The organism is Pedococcus sp. 2YAF34 (assembly GCF_052114585.1).
GTDB lineage: Bacteria > Actinomycetota > Actinomycetes > Actinomycetales > Dermatophilaceae > Pedococcus.
Genome location: NZ_JBFRFA010000002.1, coordinates 1 through 20,546, shown reverse-complemented (window position 1 = coordinate 20,546; position 20,546 = coordinate 1). Strand labels below are relative to the sequence as shown.

The window sequence follows — 20,546 nt, the reverse complement described above, 5'->3', positions numbered from 1 at the left end:
GGTGCTGAGTGCGAGTGGCGTCAGAACGCGGACTCGGGCACGTCCATCAGCGCGTTGTCGGTCGCCTCGGCGATGGCCCGCTCGGCGGCGATCTTCGGCAGGACGGTGCGGGCGAAGAACGAGGCCGCGGCGATCTTGCCCTGGTAGAAGTCGGTGTCCTTCTGGGTGGTGCCGCCGGCCTCGAGCGCGGCGTGCGCGACCTCGGCCTGGCGCAGCAGGAGCCACCCGATGACGAGGTCACCGGCTGCCAGGAGCAGGCGCGAGGTGTTCTGGCCGACCTTGTAGAGGTTGGTGACGTCGCCGCCGTCCTGGCGCGGGTCGGACTTCATGAGCTCGCCGACCATGTAGCCGAGGATGCCCTGGACGTCCTCGAGGCCCTTGCCGAGCAGCTCGCGCTCGGTGGTGAGGAACTGGCCGCCCTCGCCCGCCTTGGCGAACTCCTGGATCTGCAGGGCGAGGTGCGACAGTGCCTGCGCCTTGTCCTTGATGATCTTGCGGAAGAAGAAGTCGAGCCCCTGGATCGCCGTCGTGCCCTCGTAGAGGGTGTCGATCTTGGCGTCGCGGATGTACTGCTCGATCGGGTAGTCCTGCAGGAATCCCGAACCGCCGAGCGTCTGCAGGGACTCGGTGCCGAGCAGGACCCAGGCGCGCTCGGAGCCGACGCCCTTGACGATGGGCAGCAGCAGGTCGTTGACGCGGCTCGCCAGCTGGGCCGGGCTGTCGTCCGCGAGCTCCTCGGTGCCGCTGGCGAGCTGGGCCTGGTCGACGGTGTCCTGCTGGGTGGCGGTGAACATCACCAGTGCACGCAGGCCCTCGGCGTACGCCTTCTGGGTCATGAGCGACCGGCGCACGTCCGGGTGGTGCGTGATGGTCACGCGCGGGGCGGACTTGTCGGCCTGCTGCGTCAGGTCGGCGCCCTGCACGCGCTCCTTGGCGTAGTCGAGGGCGTTGAGGTAGGCCGTCGACAGCGTGGAGATGGCCTTGGTGCCGACCAGCATCCGTGCGTGCTCGATGACGCGGAACATCTGCGCGATGCCGTCGTGGATCCCGCCGGTGAGGGTGCCGACGGCCGGCTCCTTCTCACCGAAGGTCACCTCGCACGTCGTGGAGACCTTGAGGCCCATCTTGTGCTCGAGGTTGGTGACGTAGGCGCCGTTGCGCTCGCCGAGCTCACCCGTCTCGAGGTCGACGTGGAACTTGGGGACGATGAACAGCGACAGGCCCTTGGTGCCGGGACCGGCGCCCTCGGGGCGGGCCAGCACGAAGTGGATCACGTTGTCGGTCATGTCGGACTCGGCCGAGGTGATGAAGCGCTTCACGCCGGTGACGTTCCAGGTGCCGTCGGCGTTCTCGGTGGCCTTGGTGCGCCCGGCGCCGACGTCGGAGCCCGCGTCGGGCTCGGTCAGCACCATGGTGCAGTGCCAGCCCTTCTCGACGATCCAGCGCGCGAGCTTCTTCTGCTCGTCGGTGCCGAGGATGTGGAGCAGCTTGGCGAACGAGTAGGAGGCCGCGAACATCGCGATGGCGGGGTTGGCGCCGAGGACCATCTCGTTCATGGCCCACTTCAGCGACGGCGGGGCGACCGTGCCGTCGAGCTCGCCGGGGACGTCGACGGCCCAGAAGCCGGACTCGACGTACGCGGCGTACGACTTCTTGAAGCTCTCGGGCATGGCCACCGAGAAGGTCTTCGGGTCGTAGACCGGCGGGTTGCGGTCGGCGTCGCTGAACGACTCGGCGAGCTCGTGCTCGGAGAGGCGCGCGACCTCCTTGAGCATCTCGCGGGCGGTGTCCTCGTCGACCTCCGCGTAGGGGCCCCGGCCGAGGACGTCCTGGCGGCCGAACACCTCGAAGAGGTTGAACTCCAGGTCTCGCAGGTTGCTCTTGTAGTGGCCCATGGCGGGCACCTCCGCACGTGTCGCACATCGTCGTCGCCGGTCGTACTGGCCGGTAACTTCCATCGTGCTACTGGCGGGTAACGAATGCAAGCCCTCCTGACGTGACATCGGCCGCTCGGACGAGGGCTGCCGCGGCCCCTGTGCGAGGGGACCTCCGGCCGGTGTCGGAGGAGCAGGGCGTCCGTAGCCTCGAGTGGTGACCGAGGAGCTGGCGTACGAGGTCGTGGACCACCTGCCCGACGGGGTGGAGCTGCGCCGGTACCCGGCCCACGGCGTCGCGGAGGTCACCGTCCGCGGCTCGCTGGGCGGGGCAGGGAACATCGCCTTCGCGCCCCTGTTCTCGTACATCAGCGGCAGCAACCAGCCCCGGTCCTCCGTGGCCATGACGGCCCCGGTCGTGCAGCAGCCCTCCGCGCGACAGCCGGCCGACACCGGCCGCTCGTTCACGGTCTCCTTCGTGCTTCCTGCCGGCATGACCGCGGAGACGGCTCCCCAGCCGGCCGACGACCGTGTCAGCCTGCGGACCGTGCCACCGGCCGTGAGCGCAGCCGTCCGCTACTCCGGCCGCTGGAGTGCCTCCGCGTACGAGAGGCACCGGGACCGGCTGCTCGCGGCCGTGGAGGCGGCCGGCCTGCACCCGGTCGGTCAGCCCCGGTGGCTGCGCTTCGACCCGCCGTTCACGCCATGGTTCCTGCGCCACAACGAGGTGGTCGTCGACGTGGCTGAGCCGACGCAGCCGTGAGGCCGCCTGTCTGCACGGGAGGAGCCCACCCGCCATACTTCCGGGGTGGACGACGACACCCGCAGCCAGCCCGCACCCGCAGGCCGTGACGGCGCGACCCCTGGAGGGGGCGCCGGCGCCCCGGGGGCGCAGGCCGTGCTGGGGTTGGCCCGGGCCGACCTCGAGGCGGGACGGGAGTGGAAGGCGCGCGACCGGCTGACCTCCCACGTCGCAGGCACCTGGGACCCGGAGGCGTTGGGGCTGCTCGGGGAGGTGCACGCCCGGATGCGCGACCTGCCGTCCGCCGGCGCAGCGTGGTTCGGCTCGACCCGCCGTGGGGCCGAGGTCGATGCGGCCGTCGAGGCCTGGCGCGAGCGGCACGCCGACAGCTTCGTGCAGATGTGGCACAGCCTGCCCCGCTCGGTGCGCGAGCACGAGGGCAACGCCCGGGTGGACGCCCTGCGCCGGCGGGTCGAGCGCGACCAGCCGGCACCGGTCGACCACGCCGAGGGCGACGGCAGCGGTGGGGTCGACGCCGCCGTCATCATCGCCATCGCGCTCGGCGTGCTCTTCGTGGTGTGCGCCGTGATCGGGTTCGTCACGCTGCTCGGCTGGCTCGTCCCCTGACCGACTCACCCGCACGGACCGCCCTGCTGGCCCAGGTCGCGGACCTGGTGCCGCCGGCGGTCGGCGACGACTGCACGCGCATCGGGGTCGACGGCGTCGACGGTGCGGGCAAGTCGACGTTCGCCCGGGAGCTGGCCGAGGCGCTGCGGCGCCTGGGCCGTCCTGTGGTCGAGCTGACCGTCGACGACTGGCACCACCCGCGGGAGCGGCGGTATGCGCGCGGGCGTCGTTCTCCTGAAGGGTTCTGGCTGGACTCCTTCGACTACGAGCGCCTCGTCACCGAGTGCCTCCGTCCGCTCGGACCGGGCGGTACGCGGCGCTACCGGGCGGCCGGGCACGACCTCGGGACCGACCGGCTCCTGTTCGACGAGCTCGACAGCGCGCCGGCGGGGGCAGCCGTGGTGGTGGACGGGCTGTTCCTGCACCGGGCCGAGCTCGAGGGGGCGTTCGACCTCACCGTGTTCGTCGACGTGCCCTTCGAGGTGTCGGCGGCGCGGATGGCGGTGCGCGACGGCTCGCCACCCGACCCGGCCCACCCCGACCTGCGCCGGTACGTCGAGGCGCAGCGGACCTACTTCGCGGAATGCGCGCCCCGCGACCGCGCCGACCTGGTGGTCGACAACACCGAGCTCGACGCGCCGTACCTCGTGCAGGCACCACTCGACTGACCCTCGACCTCCATCGACCGGCGCTCGGGCGACGTCGGCGTGGGGTCGGCGCGGGGTCGGCGCGGCAGCGAGGGGCTGTCGGTGGGTCGTGCCACGCTCGTCGGCATGGACACCACATCGAACGTGCTCTTGCTGCACGCCGAGCTCGCCCGGTGCGACGTCTGCGCGGCCGAGCAGCTCCTCATGCCGACCGACGACGGAGGGCTCTGCTGCACCGCGTGCGACGCCGCCGTCTTCGTCCTCCCCGGCCCGTGGGGCGAGGTCGCGCCCAGCCTGACCGAGCGCCGTTCCGCCTGAGGCTCCGCTCTGGGGCGTTGCGGCTCAGCGCGCGGCGCGAAGGTCGGGCGCGCCCCAGCGGGCCAGGTGGTGCCACACCTTCTTGAGCCGCTGCGGGTCGTGCGCTCCCGACAGTGCGGCAGCCCCGATGACGGCGGGGTCGAGGACGCCCTCGACCGCGACCTTCTCGGCGAGGGCCACGACCTCCGGCCCGCGGTACCCGGGATGGCGACGGACCGTGTCGAGGTCCACCACGAAGCCCTCGTGCCACTCCAGGGCGCACGGCAGGTCGCGCGCGGCGCGCTCGACGTCGGACCCGCGGTAGACGGGGTCGAGGACCAGCGCCTCCACGTCGAGGGCGAGGTCGACGACCCCGTGGACGTGCGCCTCGACGTAGCTGTCGAGCTCCTCGACCGTGCCCGCGGCGAGGTCGTCGTCGGCTCGCCGCGTGAGGTCGAGCGCGGTGGCGGTCCCGAGGTGCTCGGGCTCGAAGACGGAGTCGGGGTAGCAGAACGTCGTCCGCTCCAGCGTGTGCGCAGCGAGCCGGAGGTGCGCCGAGCCGAACCGCGGGGCGCCGCCCACGCTGCGCAGCCGATGGTTGAGCGCGCCGTACTTGGGTCGCTGGTCGGCCGGCGCCCGGTCGTAGGCGCCACCGAAGATGCGTTGCTCCCAGCGCCACCGGTCGCCACCCGGGTGCGCGGTGAGGCCACCGTTGCTCGTGCCGGTCTCGAACTGGGAGCGGTAGGCGCCGGCGGTCGCCAGGGCCCGCAGGATCGGGACGCCCTGGTGGAGGCGGTCGGGGTGGAAGTTGAGCGTGACCCGCAGCGACGGGTCCACCGCAGTGCCTCGGGCGGCGCGCTGCACGTGGGTGACCGCGGCCGCGGCCCACGTCGACAGGTCAGTCACGCGGAGAGCCTGCCACGGTCGCCCGTCGGCCCACCTGCCTTTTCTCGTCCTACCTGCGGACCTGGCTGGCGGGAGGGGCGGCGATCTCGTAGTCGTCCCAGTGCGAGTACCGCACGGTGCGTGAGCGGTCCGACGCCGTGTAGCTCACCGGTCGGCCGTCGAGGTCGAGCTCCCAGGTGCCGGGGATGGCTGTCCTCTTCGAGTCGGAGAACTTGCTGCCCTGGCTCTCGGGGTCCGTCGGGGCGGAGACGGTCCACCCCTTGCGACCGACGGCCTTGACCCTGACCTTGCCGGCCGCGTCGATCGCGGCGTACCGGTCGATCGCCCGGCAGTCGCCCGACCAGACGTCGTCGACGAGGTTGAGGGCGTCGGCGACGGCTTGGGAGGGCATGTCGGTCTGGTCGCTGCTGAGGTCCACCTCCAGCCAGGACTGCGCCGATCCGGGACGGTCCTGCACGTAGGCCGTGTTGCGGACGACCCGCAGCTCTGCGACGCCCTTCACCGGGTTCGTCACCAGGAAGTCGCTGCCACCCACCTCGGCCACGCACGTCACGGCGCTGTCGGCCGTGGTGGTCTCCAAGCGGACCGTCGCACCCTCGGTCCGCTCGAGCAGCTGTGCGGCGAACTCCGTGCCCGTCAACGTCCCGCCCACGCGGTAGGCGGGTGCCGCGGGAGTCGACGGGGACGGGCTCAAGAGCGACGAGCTCGAGGAGGCCGAGGTCGAGGGTGTGGCGGCGGCCGTGGTGGCAGTGCCGCCGGAGTCGTTGCCGGGGGAGGTGGCTGCGAACCGCGGCAGCTCGTCACCCGAGGCGCACCCCGCCGCGAGCGCGACGACGCAGGCCAGAGCCACCGCGGTGGCAGGTGCCCGTCCCATCGTCCCCCCTGACCGTCGCACCGTGCGACGCGCCGGAGTCTGCCACGATGGACGGCCCGGACGAACAGGACACGGCTGAGCATGATCCTTCCCGAGGTCAGGGACCCGCGGTTCGTGACGATCCGCCGTGGCGGCACCCTCACCGACGCCGACCACCACCTGTTGGCCCTGTGGGCGGCGACCTGCGCGGAGCACGTCCTCGAGCTGTTCGAGTCGGTCCGGCCCCACGATCTGCGGCCGCGTGACGCGGTCGAGCACGCCCGGCTCTGGGCTGCGGGCGAGGTGGCGATGATGCGGGCGCGGGCGGCCGGCGGCCACGCCATGGGCGCCGCCCGCGACCTGCGTGGGGCGCCGAGGTTCGCCGCGTACGCCGCAGGCCAGGCGGCCGTCGTCGCGCACGTGGCGGCGCACGAGCTCGGCGCGGCGGCATACGCGATCAAGGCCGTTCGAGCCACGGTCCCCGCCGACGAGTCGGTTGCCGTCGGGCGCCTCGAGTGCCGGTGGCAGCGCGAGCAGCTGCCCGACCCGATCCGTGAGCTGGTGCTCGACGACCAGCGGCTGCGCAACGAGCTCTGTTGGTCGGTCTTCGAGGTCTGAGCAAGCTCACCCGAACAGCCATACAGCGCCGCAACCTGCGCATTCGTGGCAGTGGGGGCGAATCGTCGTGTTACGTTCCGCGCAGTCGAGTGGTTGCTGCTGCACACGGACCCCGTGATGTCGTTCACCACGTCTGTTGGGGGTTTCTCGGTATGCGGTGTGTGCGTGGACGCGGTCCTGCTGTGACGGTGGCCGCCCTCCTGGGGCTGTCGGTGGTCGGCGTCGAGGCGGCTACGGCACCCGCAGCCCTCGCCGCCCCGGCGACGCCGACGTACGCGGTCACCGACACCGTGTCGGTCGGCAGCGGCCCGGGCCCCATCGCGGTGAACCCCCGCACCGGCCGCGTCTACGTCGGGAACCAGTCCGACCGGACGGTCACGGTCCTCACGACCCCGGACGACGCCGTGGCGGCCACCGTGCCAGTGGGCGGCACGCCCTTCTCGGTCGCGGCCAACCCCACGACCGGCGAGGCCTACGTCACCACGGGCACCGGTGGGTCGGGTGACCACCCCGGCGATCTCGTCCTCATCGACGCCTCCAACTCGGTCGGCCCCACGCGCTCGCTCCAGCAGGACGGCGACGGCCCGCACTTCGGTGTCGCCGTCAACTCGGTGACCGACGACGTGTACGTCAGCCACTTCTACGGCAACTCGGTCACTGAGTACTCCGGCGCGACGCTCGCCCCGACGTCGCGGACCTTCTGGGCCGGCCCCATCGTGACTGGTGTGTCCGTCGACGAGCAGACCAACCGGCTCTACGTGGCCAACCTCGATGCCCGAACCGTGGCGGTCATCAACGGCTCGACGCACCAGTGGCTGGCAGCCATCCCGGTCGCTGGACGACCGGCCGGCATCGCGGTGGACCCCTCCAACCACACCGCCTACGTCGCCACCGACGCCGGCACGGTCGCCGTGGTCGACACCGTGACCAACCTCGTCGTGGGCACGGTGCCGGTGGGCCGGGCGCCCAGCGGCGCTGCGGTCGACCCCAGCGCGGGAGTCGTCTACGTGACCAACAGCCAGGACGGCACGGTGTCGGTCATCGACGAGGCGACCAACACGGTGACGGCCACCATCCCAGTCGGGACGAAGCCGGGCGGCGTGGCCGTCGACCCGGGCACCCACACCGCGTACGTCACCAACAACGGCAGCAACACCGTGTCGGTGATTCGGACCGTTGCCTCGGCGCCAGTCGTCACCAACGTGCCGACGGGCGCGGTGGCCGGCGGTGCCTTCACCGCGACCGTGGACACGAACGGCGACGGCACGCGCTCCGTGAGCTCGTCCACGCCCGAGGTGTGCACCACCGACGGCCTGAAGGTGCAGCTGGTCGGCGTGGGCACGTGCACGCTGACCGCCGCCGTGGGCGCGGGCACCGAGTACGGCGCCGCCACCGGTTCGCCGCAGTCGTTCCAGGTCGCGCAGGCCGCGACGACGACCACGCTCACCGCGCCGGGTACCGCGACCGCCGGCGACAAGGTGACGATCACCGCTCACACTGCGCCGACCTCCGAAGGCTCGCTCACCCCCACGGGAACGGTCGACTTCTACCTCAACGGCTCCTCCACAGCGTTCGCCACGGCAACCCTGGCCGCCGACGGCACCGCGAGCACCACCACCCGTGACCTGCCGGTCGGTGCCGAGAGCATCGTCGCGGTCTACAGCGGCGACGCGAGCTTCACCACGAGCACCTCGAAGGCCGCCACGGTCACGGTGAGCGCGGCCCCGACCCCGGCGCCGACCACCACGACCCGCCCGCCGGCGGCCGCTGTTCCGACCGCGTCGCCGACCACCGAGGCGTCGCAGGCGCCGGCCGACGAGCTGGCCCGCACCGGCTCCGATCCCGTCCCGCTCGGGTTCGCCGGCCTCGCGCTCGTCCTTGCGGGTGCAGGTGCCATCGCGCTCAGCCGTCGTCGTCCGCGGGGCCACCACAGCTGAGGCCCACCCCCCAGCGCCAAGGACCCCCGACGATCAGGTCGGGGGTCCTTGGCGTTGGAGCCGGTGACGAGATCCGGCACCCGGGCTCGCTCCGCTCGCGGAGGTGCCTCCCGATTCTCGGCGTGTCTGTCTGTCTGAGCCGGTGACGAGAATCGAACTCGCGTGTCCAGCTTGGGAAGCTGGCGCTCTACCATTGAGCTACACCGGCGCACACCGCCTCACCGGCGGTGCGGCAGGAGTCTAACCGACGACCCGCCGCAGACCGGACACCCCTCGACACGCGTTCTACCCTCGGCTCGTGAGCGCCATCAACCTGGTCCCCCTGCTGCGGCCGATGGGGCCTCGCGACCCGCAGGAGGCGCACCGGGTCGCCTCACCGCTGGAGCTGCTCTTCGACCTCGTCTTCGTCGTCGCCATCGCCAGTGCCGCCACCGAGCTGCACCACGGGCTCTCGACCGGTCACTACGAGGCGGTGGTCGGGTTCGGCCTCGTCTTCTTCGCCATCTGGTGGGCGTGGATGAACTACGCCTGGTTCGCCTCGGCCTACGACTGCGACGACGTGGTCTACCGCCTGCTCACCTTCGCCATCATGGCCGGATCGCTGCTGCTCGCTGCGGGGGTGCCCGACCTGTTCGACGACGGCCAGTCCGTCGCGGTCGTCGCGGGGTACGCGCTCATGCGCCTGGCGATGGTCGCGCTGTGGCTCCGTGTCGCACGGGGGGACACCCCACACCGCACCACCGCGATGACGTATGCCGTGGGCATCACCGTCGTGCAGGCGCTCTGGATCGGACGGCTGGCCCTCGACGGCTCGGCGGTGCTCTACGGCTCCTTCGCCGCCCTCGTCCTGGCAGAGATGGCAGTGCCGTGGCTGGCGGAGCAGCGCGGGGGTGCGACGCCGTTCCACCCGCACCACATCGCCGAGCGCTACAGCCTGTTCACGATCATCGTGCTCGGGGAGGTCATCCTGGCCAGCGTCCAGGCGGTGCAGGGGGTCCTCGCCAAGCCCGCTGTGGGCAACGCCGACGGGGCCGAGGGCAGCAATGCCAGCCACGGCGTCGCACCGGCGGTCGAGGCTGGGGGAGGGGCAGGCCTCACCCCCGGCCTCGTGCTGCTGGCCGTCGGCGGTCTGCTCATCGTCTTCTCCCTGTGGTGGCTCTACTTCAAGCGCGACCACGTCGACCTCATCGGCCACGGCCGGACGATGACCTGGGTCTTCTCCTACTCCCACGTCCTCGTGTTCGCCGCCGTCGCGGCCGTCGGCGCGGCCCTCGCAGCTGCGGTGGACGTCGTCGAGCACCAGTCGGCGGTGTCGTCACGCTCCGTCGCGTTCGCCCTGGCCGTCCCGGTGGCGGTGTACTCGGTGGTGCTCGGCCTGCTGCACGGGGCGGCCGACCGCAGCGCGCGGACGGCGGTGCCCGCCCTGTCGCTCGCCGCGGTCGTGCTGGCCGTCGCCGCCCTGGGGCTCGACATGCCACTGGCTGTCCTGCTCATCGGCCTGGCCATGGCGGGCGGGGTCGCCCAGCACGTCGTCGCCGCCCAGCGCCTCCTCGCCCAGCGCGTCCCCACCGCGGGCTGACGAAGCCCGCTGCCGCGCGCGGTACGGGCGTTAGTCTCTCCCCGTGCTGCTCAGCGACCGCGACATCAAGTCCGAGATCGACGCCGGACGGGTGGTCCTCGACCCGTGGGACCCCGAGATGGTCCAGCCGTCGAGCATCGACGTGCGGCTCGACCGCTACTTCCGGCTGTTCGACAACCACAAGTACCCCTACATCGACCCCGCCGAGGAGCAGCCCGACCTCACCCGGCTCGTCGAGGTCGAGCCCGGCGAACCCTTCGTGCTGCACCCGGGTGAGTTCGTCCTCGGGTCGATCTACGAGACCGTCACGCTGCCCGACGACGTGGCCGCCCGCGTCGAGGGGAAGTCGAGCCTCGGCCGCCTCGGCCTGCTCACCCACGCCACCGCCGGCTTCGTCGACCCCGGGTTCACGGGTCACGTCACGCTCGAGCTGAGCAACGTGGCCACCCTGCCCATCAAGCTCTGGCCGGGTATGAAGATCGGCCAGCTGTGCTTCTTCCGCCTGTCCTCGCCGGTCGAGAACCCCTACGGCAGTGCGAAGTACGGGTCGCACTACCAGGGGCAGCGCGGCCCGACAGCCAGCCGCTCGTTCCAGAGCTTCCGCGCCACCGAGGTCTGAGGTCGCCGCCACGGCATAGTCCGGCGGGTGCCCGCGTTGGCCCGCAGGACGTCCTGCACCGGTCAGCCATCCGTCGGGGGAGCGGCGTCGAACACCCGACGTCACCCCTTGCACGAAGGAGACCGCACGCCCATGCCCGCCGCACGCCTGCTCTGGCCCACCGAGGTGGAGGATCCCCGCGCCGTCGTCCTGGTGCTCCACGGCGGCCGGTCACGCGGCCGTGGAGCGGTGCGACCGTGGCAGGGTGCCGTGCTGCGGATGGGGCCGTTCGCCAGTGCCGTCGCCCAGGCCGGGGAGGGCGAGATCGCCGTGGCCGCACTCCGCTACGCCGTGCGCGGCTGGAACGGTGACGAGGCCAGTCCCCTCGCCGACACCCGGCTCGCCCTCGAGCAGATCGCGGCGCGTCACCCCGGTGTGCCGATCGGGCTCCTGGGCCACTCCATGGGCGGGCGGGTGGCGCTGCACCTCGCCGACGACCCGCGCATAGAGGCCATCGCCGCGCTCGCGCCCTGGGTCGAGCGGCCCGACCAGCCCCGCTCACACCCCGGCCTGCACCTGCTGGTGATGCACGGCTCGATGGACCGGATGACCTCGGCCAAGGCCTCACGCGCGATGGCCACCGCCATCGAGGGCCTGGGCGCAGACGTCACCTACGAGCGCGTCACCGGCGACAGCCACGCCATGCTGCGCCGCGCCCAGCACTGGCACGAGCAGTCGGCCGGCTACCTCGCCCACCACCTGCTCGAGAACGCCGCCGGTCAGGACGGCTCCGACGTGCACGGGCGCACGCATCTGCCTCAGGACTCCTCCGGGCACCGCGCCCACTGACCCCCGCACGTGACCCATCGCCCGCTCAGGTGGTGGCGGGTACGGAGCGGGGCCGGGTTCGCCGGCGTTGTCGCCATTCGGTCAGGGCGGTCTCGTAGGAGCCGGGGGTCAGGTCCCACTCGACCCGGGGCCGGCCGGTCCTGGTGCCACTTCCGTCGCCGTTCCCGCCGTTCTCGCCGTCGTCGCCGTCGTTGTCGTGGGTGATCCGTGCGCTGTAGCGGTGGGTGTGGACGATGCTGTGGTGGGCGCGGCAGAGCAGGGCGGCGTTGTCGATGCTGGTGGGGCCGCCGTCGGCCCAGTGGACCAGGTGGTGCGCGTCGGTCCAGCCCGCGGGTCTGGTGCAGCCGGGGAACGTGCACCCGCCGCGGTCGCGCAGCCACAGGTGCCGGACCTGGGCCCGGCGCCGCGGCACCGACCCTCGAGGACCTGCAACGGGATGGTGACGACCAGGGCGGTCTTCGCCTGCCGCGGCACCCCCTCCGGCGCGCCGACGGCGCGGGTGACCAGGTCGAGCAGGGCGTCCGCGCGCCGCGCGGCGGGGGTGCGCGGGTCACGCTCCCCGGTGCCGGTGCTGGTGTCGGCGTCACGCGCGGGTTTGGCCAGGGCGTCGACGGCGGCGTCGACGATGGCGGCGCCCTCGTCGTCCAGGACCAGGGTGTAGCGCCACATCCCGACCGGGCCACGGCCCTTGACCAGCGACCGGTGCGCCCGCCGCACCGCCGCGTCGTGCTCGACCACCCGGTCCGGACGCAGCAGCTGCCCGGCGTGCCTCACCGCCGCGGCGAGCTGCCGCTCCTCCAGACCAGCCGGGCCACGCGCGGCGTCGACCAGCGTCGCGGTCACCTCGCCCAGCACACCCGGGTCGGCCAGACCACGCGCGGAGCGGTGGAACCGGCAGACCAGCGCCGCCTTGCCCACCCCCACCCCGCCCGCCCGGTCCTGCGCGGACGGTGAGGCCGCGTCCGCCACCGCGTCCACGAGCTCGTCGAGGCGGTGGTCACCACCATGGGCCGACACCGCACCAGCCGCGACCGCGGTGGCGACCTCGTGCGCGTCGAGCAGGTCCCGCGTCGACAACGACGGCGCCGCCGCCCGCGCCCAGTCCACCGCACCCCACCCCTGCCCGGCGCCCAGGCTGCGACGCTGCGCCTCGGCCAGCACCACCACCAGCTGCGCCCGCGCCGCCGCCACCACCTCACCCAGCACGCCGACGGCCGCGGCGACCTCGTCGTCCCGCAACGCCCACACCCGCCCCGACCCAGCCCCGGTCAACGCCCCCAACGCCACCGCGGCCCCGCCCAGCACCGGCCGCCCGACACCCTCCACCGCGCCCTCGCCCGCACGCTCGAACACACCGTCAACGGTGAGGGTCGAAGCATCCGGACTGGTCGCCATGCCCAGGACACTATCGGCGACCACCGACACCCCCACGCCTTCATCCACAGGACTGAAACCATTGTGGCAGAAGGGTTTTCGTGAGGAGGTCAGCGCTCTTCGGGGATGCTCACGGCATACCGCTCGACGATGCGCTCGGCCACGACGAGCTCGGGGGAGAGGTCGCGGTCCTCCATCCCGGCCGGCAGCTCGGCGCACCGCGCGAACGCCGCCGCCAGCTCTCCCACCGGCCGCACGCCCCGCATCCGCAGCGCCCTGACGGCACACACGAGCTCGACCGCCAGCAGCCGACGGTAGGCGGTCGTCGCCTCACCGAGCCGAACCGCAGCCATGCCCGCGAAGCTCGCGTCGTCCTCGATGCCCGCCGACACGCCCGCGGTCTGCACGCTCGACGGGGTCGAGGCATGACCGCGGATCGTCGAGAGGGCGGACGCGGCGACGTATTCGGCGATGAGCACGCCCGACGAACCCGGCGTGGCGTCGGAGAGGAACAGCGGGAGGCCGCTCGCCGCGTCGGTCAGCACGTGGCTGACCCGCGACTGCACGGCTTGCGCCGAGCGCGTGAGGGCGAGCAGCGCGGTGTCCACCGCGAGCACGAGGTATGCCGCGTGGAAGCCTCCGTGGTGGGTGACCTGTCCGCCGTCGGGGGTCACGGTGAAGAGGGGGTTCTCGGACGCGGTGTTGGCGGCCGTCTCGACGACGGAGCGCAGGTCGGTGACGGTGTCGATGACCAGACCGTGCACCTGCGGCCAGGTCCGCAGCCCGAAGAAGTCCTGGAGGTGGGCCGGCTCGCCGGGCTGCCCCTCCAGCAGCTCGCGCAGCACGCGGGCCACCGCACGGGCACCGTCGAAGGGGGTGGCGTCGGCGGCAGTGCGGCTCACGGCCTCCGGGTTGCCCCGCAGGGCCAGGAAGCTGAGGGCGCACACCGTGTCGGCGGCGCGGGCGAGGGCGTGGAGCGAGGCGGCGTGCAGACCGGTCTCGGCGATGGCGAACGCGTTCGACGACATGAGGGGCAGCGCGTCGGCTGAGGTGAGCGACAGGTCGCGGCGCTGGTGGCCCCCGGCTCGCGCCCGCTCGCCGATGAGGGCGAGGCCGACCTCCGCGAGCGACGTGAGGTCTCCGGTGCCGAGCGACCCGTAGCGGTGGACGACCGGCAGGTCGGCGGCCTCGGCCCCGACGAGACCGGCCAGCGCCTGCGCCAGCTCCGGCGACGCCCCGGAGCCCCCGGCCAGCAGCTGGTTGGCACGCACCGCCGCGGCCGCGCGCACGACGGGTTCGGGGACGACGGCGCCCCAGCCCGCCGCGTGCGAGCGCAGCAGCCGCAACCCGTGCTCGACCTCCGAGTCGGTGCTCTCGGCGCGGGCGGCACCGACGCCGGTGGTGCGCCCGTAGACCGGCCGCTCCGCGCTGACCTCGGCCGCGAGCCGGTGCGACGCCGCGGCACGCTCCAGGGCCTGCGGGTCGATCGTGGCCGTGGCGCCGCCCGCCGCCCGCAGCAGTCCGTCGAGGTCGAGGGTGCGCCCGTCGAGGTGCAGCGTGGGTCCTTCGCGGTGCAGGGCTTCGTCCACACGCGCAGTATCGCGCGGGCCCGGCGGCGCGCGGGCCCGGCGGCGCGCGGGGCCGGACTCCGAGGTCCGCGGAGCCCGGCTCGCGAGGTCGGCGGAGGTCTCGGGGAGGTCTCGGGGAGGTCTCGGGGGCAGTGTGCTGGTCGGTGGGCTGCATTAGGTTGGCTCGCATGATCGTCTTCGACGGGGTGACCAAGACGTACCCGGACGGCACGGTGGCGGTCGACGACCTGAGCCTCGAGGCCCCCAGCGGCAAGATCACCGTCCTGGTCGGCCCGTCGGGCTGCGGCAAGACGACGTCCCTGCGCATGGTCAACCGGATGATCAAGCCGACGTCCGGCACCATCTCGCTCGACGGCCGCGACACGAGCCGGATGAAGGAGTCCGAGCTGCGTCGCGGCATCGGCTACGTCATCCAGCACGCCGGCCTGTTCCCCCACCGCACGGTCCTCGACAACGTCAGCACCGTCCCGCGGCTGCTCGGGGTCAACCGTCGCGACAGCGAGAAGCGGTCGATGGAGCTGCTCGAACGCGTCGGCCTCGACCCGGCGTTCGCCAAGCGCTACCCGGCCCAGCTGTCCGGCGGCCAGCAGCAGCGCGTCGGCGTCGCCCGAGCCCTCGCCGCCGACCCGCCGGTCATGCTCATGGACGAGCCGTTCAGCGCGGTCGACCCGGTGGTCCGCGAGCAGCTTCAGGACGAGTTCCTGCGCCTGCAGGGCGAGCTCGGCAAGACCATCATCTTCGTCACCCACGACATCGACGAGGCCATCAAGCTGGGCGACCAGGTCGCGGTGCTGCGGGTCGGCGGCAAGCTGGCCCAGGTGGCCGAGCCCGCCTACCTGCTGTCCCACCCGGTCGACGACTTCATCGCCGACTTCGTGGGGCGCGACCGGGGGTATCGCGCGCTGTCGTTCCAGCCCACGCCTCGTCTCCCCCTGGCCCAGGAGCGCACCGTCGCGATGGGCGAGGACGTGGCGCGCCTCGACACCGACTGGGTGCTGGTGGTCGACGAGCACAACCAGCCGCTCGGCTGGGTGGAACCCCGCCGAGTCCACGGCGAGGTGACGAGCGAGGTGCTGCACCGCGGAGGCACGGTGGCGCGGGCGAGCGGCCCACTGCGAGCGGCCCTCGACGCGGCCCTGTCCAGCCCCAGCCGGCGCGGCGTCATCGTCGACGACGCGGGCGCGCTGGTCGGCACGGTCCGTGCCCACGAGGTCCTCACCGCCATCGAGGACACCGACCGCCCGGAGCTCGAGGACCCCGACCACCCCGGCGCCGCCTCGCCGGCCGCGTCCGGCACCAGCGCCCCGACGTCCGCTGCGAGCGCCTCGTCAGCTGCGGGCACGGTTTCCGACGCGAGCGCCTGAGGCCTCGTCATGACCTGGTTCATCGACCACCTCGACGACGTGCAGGCCCGCACCCTGCAGCACGTCTACCTCGCCGGACTCCCGCTGGTGCTCGGGCTGCTCATCGCCCTGCCGCTGGGCTGGCTCGCCCGGCGCTACAAGCCCCTCTACGCGCCGTTCACCGCCGGGTTCGGGCTCCTCTACACGATTCCCAGCCTGGCCCTGTTCGTCCTGCTGCCGGGGCTGCTCGGCACCAAGATCCTCGACCCGGTCAACGTCGTCGTGGGCATGACCCTCTACACCGTGGCGCTGCTCGTCCGCACCGTCGCCGACGGACTGGGAGCGGTGCCCGAGGACGTCCAGCAGGCGGCGACGGCGATGGGCTACACGAGGGTCAAGCGGTTCTTCGCCATCGAGCTCCCCCTGGCGGTGCCCGTGATCTCGGCCGGCCTGCGCGTGGCGGCGGTGAGCAACGTCAGCATCGTCAGCGTCGCCGCCGTGCTCGGCATCCCCCAGCTCGGCCTCTTCTTCACCGACGGCTTCGCCCGCGCCTTCTACGACCCCCTGGTCGTCGGCATCATCGCGTGCGTCGTGCTCGCCCTGTTCTTCGACGCCGTCATCGTCCTCGCCACCCGCGCCCTGACGCCGTGGCTGCGTGCGACGGGAGCCCGCTCGTGATCCCCGGCATCATCGACTGGCTCACCGACCCCGCCAACTGGTCGGGCCCGGACGGCGTGCCCGCCCACCTCTTCGAGCACATCTGGTACTGCGCGCTCGCCCTCCTCGTTGCCGCAGCGGTCGCCATTCCGGTCGGCCTCGCGATCGGGCACACCGGCCGTGGACGCTTCCTGGCGGTCAACCTCGCGGGCGCGGCACGCGCCATACCGTCGCTGGGCCTGCTCTTCGTCCTGGTGCTGTGGCTCTTCCCCAAGCTGACGGGCGACTCCGCCTTCCTCGTGCCGACCCTCATCGTGCTCGTCGTCCTGGCGATCCCGCCGATCATGGCCGGCGCGTACGCAGGGGTGGAGGGGGTCGACCCCGCAGCCCGTGACGCCGCGCTGGGCATGGGCATGACCGGTGGCCAGGTGCTCCGCAAGGTCGAGGTGCCCTGCGCGCTGCCGCTCATCTTCTCCGGGCTGCGCTCCGCGACGCTGCAGGTGGTCGGCACCGCGACGATTGCCGCGGTCGTCGGCACCGGAGGCCTCGGGCGCTTCCTCATCGACGGCCAGAAGGTGCAGGACTTCCCCCAGATGGCGTCCGGTGCGCTGCTCGTGGCCCTGTTGGCCTTGGGGCTGGACCTGCTCCTGGCCCTGGTCCAGCGCGGCGTCGTGTCCCCCGGCCTCACAGGCCGCAACGTCCGCCGTGGGAATACCCCCGTGGACGTGGAGATTGACCCTGCTGGGCGTACCGTCGACGCACCGGCCCGATGACCCACCCGAGTTCCACCCACCCGAGTTGGACCCACTGAGGAGCAGGACCGTGAAGCTGAGCAGAATCACCCTGACCATCGCCACCGCCGCGGCCCTGATGACGACTGCTGCCTGCGGCAACTCCGGCGGTGACCCGCTCTCCACGAAGAGCTCGTCGTCCGGCGGATCCGCCGCGGGTGGTGTCACGGTCGGCTCCGCCGACTTCCCCGAGAGCGCCCTGCTCGCCGAGATCTACGCCGGCGCCCTGGAGGCTAAGGGGGTCAAGGTCACCAAGAAGCTGAACATCGGCGCCCGTGAGGTCTACATCCCCGCCCTCCAGGACGGCTCGATCGACCTCATCCCCGAGTACACCGGCGTGCTGGCCCAGTACTTCGACAAGAACGCCAAGGCCACGGACGCCGACGGCGTCTACACCGAGCTCAAGGCCGCCGTCCCCGCCACCCTGACCGTGCTCGACAAGTCGGCGGCCGAGGACAAGGACGCCCTCGTCATGAAGAAGTCCAAGGCCGACGAGCTGGGCGTGAAGTCCATCGCCGACCTGCAGGGCAAGAGCAAGGACCTCGTCGTCGGTGGCCCGCCGGAGTGGAAGACCCGCCTCACCGGCATCCCCGGCTTCAAGAAGATCTACGGCCTGGAGTTCAAGCAGTTCCGCCCGCTCGACGCCGGCGGCCCGCTGACCCTGCAGGCGCTGAAGTCCGGCCAGATCGACGCGGGCGACCTGTTCACGACCGACCCGAGCATCGCCGCGAACGACCTGGTCGCGCTCGAGGACCCCAAGAACATGTACGCCGCGCAGAACGTCGTCCCGCTGATCACCAAGAGCAAGAGCAACCCCACCATCGAGGGCGCGCTCAACGCGGTCTCCGCCAAGCTCGACACCGCGACGCTGGCGGCCCTGGTCAAGGAGGTCGTCGCGGACAAGAAGGACGCCGACGTCGTGGCCAAGGAGTTCCTCTCCAAGAACAACCTCGGCTGAGGCAGCACACCGGCAACACCAGAGAGCCRCCGCGAGACCCACGACGAGGGCCGGGTGAGGGTGCCCCCAGCACCTCACCCGGCCCTTGTCTTTCGGGCCCCGGCCCGTTGGCCCGGTCCCCGCGACGGTGGGACACGCCCCTCCACGTCTCCCACGGCCACGGCGCCGGACCTACCGCGACCAGCGTGGCGGTGCCGTCCCGACGAGGCATCGGTGAAACCACCGATATTGCACGGTGGCCGTCGGTAGCCTGACGTGGTGCTGACTCCCTGCGTGGGGCGCGACGAGGCCCTTGATCGCCTCCGTCTGCTGCTGAGTGGTCACCGGTGGGTGACCCTCACCGGTGCTCCGGGGTGCGGCAAGACGCTGGTGGCCCGTCACGCGGCGGCGGCTGCGACGAGCTCCGCGTGGGTGACCGGCCACGGGCACTCGACGCGCGAGTCGCTCGTCACCGCCTGCCTCGACGCGCTCGGGGCCGACGTCGCGCCGGGCGACTCCCCGGAGGCCGCGTTCAAGCGGGCCCTCGACGGCCGCGACCTCCTGCTCGTCCTGGACGGGGTCGACTCCATCGACGGACTGGGCGAGGTCCTCGACGAGCTCGTCGACGAGGCAGCGACCTTCCGCCTGCTGTGCACCGCGACCACCGTCGCCGGTCGGCCGCACGAGCAGGTCATGCGCCTGCAGCCGCTGCCTCTGCCGACCGCGTCCCAGCCGTTCGAGGGAGCCGCGGTCGAGCTCCTGCTCTCGCGGGTGGCGGCGGCCGGTGGCCACATCCTGGACGTCGTCCAGCACGAGCGCACGCTGCGGCGCCTGCTCCAGGCCAGCGGTGGCCTGCCCTCGCTCATCGAGCAGCTGGGCGTGCAGATCGCGCTGGTCGGGGTGAGCGACGTGTCCCCGGCCGGTTCCATGGACGAGGCCGTCCGCGCGTCGTACGAGCTGCTCGACGAGGACCAGCGGCGATGCTTCCGCCGGCTCGCCGTGATCGGCGTGCCCGTCGGCCTCGACGTCGTCGCCGACGTGTGCGGCGTGTCCCGGGCCCAGGCGGTCCAGCTGGCCTCGGCGCTCTCGCGCAGGAGCCTCGTCGAGGTCCACCCCGACGGACGGTTCGCGATGCTGGTGCCCCTGCGCGAGGTCGGGCGCGCACTGGCCGCCGAGACCGACGACGAGGCCGGGGCGTTCGAGGGGCTGGTCGCCTGGGCCGACCGTGTCCTGCCGCGCGACTTCTTCGCCGGGGCGGCGAACGAGCCGTGGCTCGCCGAGCTCGACCTGCTGGCCATGGCGGTCCGCCACGCCTGCAGCACGGAGGTCACCCGTCCCCAGGGGTACGCGCTGGCCAACCGCGCCTTCTCCACCCTCTACACCGCGATGCGCGTCCGTGAGGCCGTGAACCTGCTGGAGTCGGTGCTCGACAGTGGGGACGGGCCGCCGCTCATCGGCTCCCAGCTCGCCCGCCGCGCCGGCATCTGCGCGTCCGAGGCGCGCGGCACCTACGAGGGACTGCGCCTGCTCGACCGGGCCGAGCAGCACGCGGCCGCACTCGAGCCCGGCAGCCGAGACCTCGAGCTCGCCCGCAACGCCGCCATCAGGGCCGAGATGCACCTGGACGCCGGCAACCTCGCCGAGGCGCGCGCCGACGCCGAGCGGACGCTGCGGCTCGGCCGGCTCGACCCGTACGTCGTGCGCCAGGTGCGCCGCACGCTGATGGACGCGTTCGTCTCGGGTGGCGACCTGGACGAGGCGGAGCGTCTCGGCCCGCTGGTCGTCGACGCGCCCCCGGCGGACGAGATGTGGATCGCCCTGTCCGCGAGGACCCTGCAGGCCGAGATCGCCTGGGAGAGAGGGCAGCTCGTGGAGGCGGAGTCGCTCGCGGAGTTCGCCCGGGCACAGTCCCAGGAGATCCACGAGGACCGGATCGCCCTGCTGGCCGACACCGTGCTGCGCCGGGTCACCGGCCGCCCGGGCCTGCCGGTGGAGCTCGAGACCCTGCCGTGGGCGGTGCGGGTCGTGGTGCAGCTGCAGGACGCCCGCGACCTCCTCGCGAGCGGTGAACCGTCCCGCGCGGCCGGTCGCGCCGCCGACGCCGTCGTGCTGGCCGACAGCAGCCGACTGGGTCGCGACGGCGTCCACGGTCGCCTGCTGGTGGCGGATGCGCTGATGGCCCTGGACGACCCGGCGCAGGCCCGCCCCTCCTACCTCTCCGCCCTGCGGCGCGCCGGCGAGGTGCCGATGCCGCTGCGCGCCGCGGACGCGCTCGACGGGCTGGCCGCGGGCTGCGAACCCGGCTCGGCTGCCTACCGCCAGCTCGCC

At 72.7% G+C, this 20,546-nt stretch carries 19 protein-coding genes, 1 tRNA gene and 1 pseudogene; 14 read left to right on the top strand and 7 right to left on the bottom strand.

Annotated elements, in window-relative coordinates:
- Nucleotides 1-20 precede the first annotated feature (20 nt).
- Nucleotides 21-1,895: an acyl-CoA dehydrogenase gene (locus AB4Z02_RS01310; protein ID WP_441968683.1), complete on the bottom strand. Its 1,875-nt coding sequence runs from the start codon at nt 1,893-1,895 to the stop codon at nt 21-23.
- Nucleotides 1,896-2,091: 196 nt separating this feature from the next.
- Here AB4Z02_RS01310 and AB4Z02_RS01305 point away from each other — a divergent pair, with 196 nt between their 5' ends.
- The 4 genes from AB4Z02_RS01305 (at nt 2,092) to AB4Z02_RS01290 (ending at nt 4,208) form a co-directional block, all read left to right on the top strand.
- Entirely contained in the window at nt 2,092-2,637 is a 546-nt protein-coding gene (locus tag AB4Z02_RS01305) for an SOUL family heme-binding protein (RefSeq protein WP_441968681.1), read from the top strand.
- A gap of 45 nt (nt 2,638-2,682) precedes the next feature.
- Complete coding sequence (locus tag AB4Z02_RS01300) at nt 2,683-3,243, top strand: DUF6584 family protein (protein ID WP_441968679.1); 561 nt, start codon at nt 2,683-2,685, stop codon at nt 3,241-3,243.
- Complete coding sequence (locus AB4Z02_RS01295; RefSeq protein WP_441968677.1) at nt 3,195-3,911, top strand: uridine kinase; 717 nt, start codon at nt 3,195-3,197, stop codon at nt 3,909-3,911. The genes AB4Z02_RS01300 and AB4Z02_RS01295 overlap by 49 nt, the downstream gene beginning before the upstream one ends.
- Nucleotides 3,912-4,016: 105 nt before the next feature.
- Nucleotides 4,017-4,208, top strand: a complete 192-nt coding sequence (locus AB4Z02_RS01290) for a hypothetical protein (protein ID WP_441968675.1) — start codon at nt 4,017-4,019, stop codon at nt 4,206-4,208.
- A gap of 24 nt (nt 4,209-4,232) precedes the next feature.
- On the opposite strand, the gene AB4Z02_RS01285 is transcribed toward AB4Z02_RS01290, so the two are convergent.
- Both AB4Z02_RS01285 and AB4Z02_RS01280 read right to left on the bottom strand, forming a co-directional pair.
- A complete protein-coding gene (locus AB4Z02_RS01285) occupies nt 4,233-5,093 on the bottom strand; it encodes a DUF3626 domain-containing protein (protein WP_441968673.1) in 861 nt (286 codons plus the stop codon).
- 49 nt (nt 5,094-5,142) lie between these two features.
- Entirely contained in the window at nt 5,143-5,967 is an 825-nt protein-coding gene (locus tag AB4Z02_RS01280) for a hypothetical protein (protein WP_441968671.1), read from the bottom strand.
- 81 nt (nt 5,968-6,048) lie between these two features.
- On the opposite strand from AB4Z02_RS01280, the gene AB4Z02_RS01275 reads away from it, so the two are divergent.
- Complete coding sequence (locus AB4Z02_RS01275; protein ID WP_441968669.1) at nt 6,049-6,564, top strand: putative immunity protein; 516 nt, start codon at nt 6,049-6,051, stop codon at nt 6,562-6,564.
- Nucleotides 6,565-6,752: 188 nt separating this feature from the next.
- Nucleotides 6,753-8,501, top strand: a complete 1,749-nt coding sequence (locus AB4Z02_RS01270) for an Ig-like domain repeat protein (protein ID WP_441968667.1) — start codon at nt 6,753-6,755, stop codon at nt 8,499-8,501.
- A 137-nt stretch (nt 8,502-8,638) separates the two neighbouring features.
- Here the strand turns inward: AB4Z02_RS01270 and AB4Z02_RS01265 are convergent.
- A tRNA-Gly gene (locus AB4Z02_RS01265) sits at nt 8,639-8,709 on the bottom strand.
- A 90-nt stretch (nt 8,710-8,799) separates the two neighbouring features.
- On the opposite strand from AB4Z02_RS01265, the gene AB4Z02_RS01260 reads away from it, so the two are divergent.
- The 3 genes from AB4Z02_RS01260 (at nt 8,800) to AB4Z02_RS01250 (ending at nt 11,527) form a co-directional block, all read left to right on the top strand.
- Nucleotides 8,800-10,080 carry a low temperature requirement protein A gene (locus AB4Z02_RS01260; RefSeq protein WP_441968665.1) on the top strand — a complete coding sequence of 427 codons (1,281 nt, stop codon included), beginning with the start codon at nt 8,800-8,802 and terminating at the stop codon, nt 10,078-10,080.
- 43 nt (nt 10,081-10,123) lie between these two features.
- Nucleotides 10,124-10,699: a dCTP deaminase gene (dcd, locus tag AB4Z02_RS01255; protein WP_441968663.1), complete on the top strand. Its 576-nt coding sequence runs from the start codon at nt 10,124-10,126 to the stop codon at nt 10,697-10,699.
- A 132-nt stretch (nt 10,700-10,831) separates the two neighbouring features.
- A complete protein-coding gene (locus AB4Z02_RS01250) occupies nt 10,832-11,527 on the top strand; it encodes an alpha/beta hydrolase (protein WP_441968661.1) in 696 nt (231 codons plus the stop codon).
- 25 nt (nt 11,528-11,552) lie between these two features.
- Here the strand turns inward: AB4Z02_RS01250 and AB4Z02_RS01245 are convergent, their stop codons facing one another.
- The 3 genes and pseudogenes from AB4Z02_RS01245 to AB4Z02_RS01235 form a co-directional block, all read right to left on the bottom strand.
- On the bottom strand, nt 11,553-11,939 hold the full coding sequence (locus tag AB4Z02_RS01245) for an HNH endonuclease signature motif containing protein (RefSeq protein ID WP_441969012.1): 387 nt from the start codon (nt 11,937-11,939) through the stop codon (nt 11,553-11,555).
- Between the two features lie 44 nt (nt 11,940-11,983).
- A pseudogene (locus AB4Z02_RS01240) lies at nt 11,984-12,922 on the bottom strand (DUF222 domain-containing protein); the annotation flags it as partial.
- 89 nt (nt 12,923-13,011) lie between these two features.
- Nucleotides 13,012-14,490, bottom strand: a complete 1,479-nt coding sequence (locus AB4Z02_RS01235) for an aromatic amino acid ammonia-lyase (RefSeq protein WP_056882947.1) — start codon at nt 14,488-14,490, stop codon at nt 13,012-13,014.
- A 167-nt stretch (nt 14,491-14,657) separates the two neighbouring features.
- Between AB4Z02_RS01235 and AB4Z02_RS01230 the strand changes: the two genes are divergently transcribed.
- The 5 genes from AB4Z02_RS01230 to AB4Z02_RS01210 all read left to right on the top strand — a co-directional run.
- On the top strand, nt 14,658-15,854 hold the full coding sequence (locus AB4Z02_RS01230; protein ID WP_441968658.1) for an ABC transporter ATP-binding protein: 1,197 nt from the start codon (nt 14,658-14,660) through the stop codon (nt 15,852-15,854).
- A 9-nt stretch (nt 15,855-15,863) separates the two neighbouring features.
- Entirely contained in the window at nt 15,864-16,511 is a 648-nt protein-coding gene (locus AB4Z02_RS01225) for an ABC transporter permease (RefSeq protein WP_056882948.1), read from the top strand.
- A complete protein-coding gene (locus tag AB4Z02_RS01220) occupies nt 16,508-17,263 on the top strand; it encodes an ABC transporter permease (protein ID WP_441969010.1) in 756 nt (251 codons plus the stop codon). The genes AB4Z02_RS01225 and AB4Z02_RS01220 overlap by 4 nt, the downstream gene beginning before the upstream one ends.
- A gap of 49 nt (nt 17,264-17,312) precedes the next feature.
- On the top strand, nt 17,313-18,239 hold the full coding sequence (locus AB4Z02_RS01215) for an ABC transporter substrate-binding protein (protein ID WP_369818876.1): 927 nt from the start codon (nt 17,313-17,315) through the stop codon (nt 18,237-18,239).
- A 258-nt stretch (nt 18,240-18,497) separates the two neighbouring features.
- On the top strand, nt 18,498-20,546 hold a 2,049-nt coding region (locus AB4Z02_RS01210), incomplete at its 3' end, for a hypothetical protein (RefSeq protein ID WP_441968655.1).

Coding starts and splice junctions, on each gene's coding strand:
- AB4Z02_RS01290 (WP_441968675.1), top strand. CDS start 4,017: ATGGACACCACATCGAACGTGCTCTTGCTGCACGCCGAGCTCGCCCGG.
- AB4Z02_RS01250 (WP_441968661.1), top strand. CDS start 10,832: ATGCCCGCCGCACGCCTGCTCTGGCCCACCGAGGTGGAGGATCCCCGC.
- AB4Z02_RS01280 (WP_441968671.1), bottom strand. CDS start 5,967: ATGGGACGGGCACCTGCCACCGCGGTGGCTCTGGCCTGCGTCGTCGCG.
- AB4Z02_RS01275 (WP_441968669.1), top strand. CDS start 6,049: ATGATCCTTCCCGAGGTCAGGGACCCGCGGTTCGTGACGATCCGCCGT.
- AB4Z02_RS01230 (WP_441968658.1), top strand. CDS start 14,658: ATGATCGTCTTCGACGGGGTGACCAAGACGTACCCGGACGGCACGGTG.
- AB4Z02_RS01310 (WP_441968683.1), bottom strand. CDS start 1,895: ATGGGCCACTACAAGAGCAACCTGCGAGACCTGGAGTTCAACCTCTTC.
- AB4Z02_RS01225 (WP_056882948.1), top strand. CDS start 15,864: ATGACCTGGTTCATCGACCACCTCGACGACGTGCAGGCCCGCACCCTG.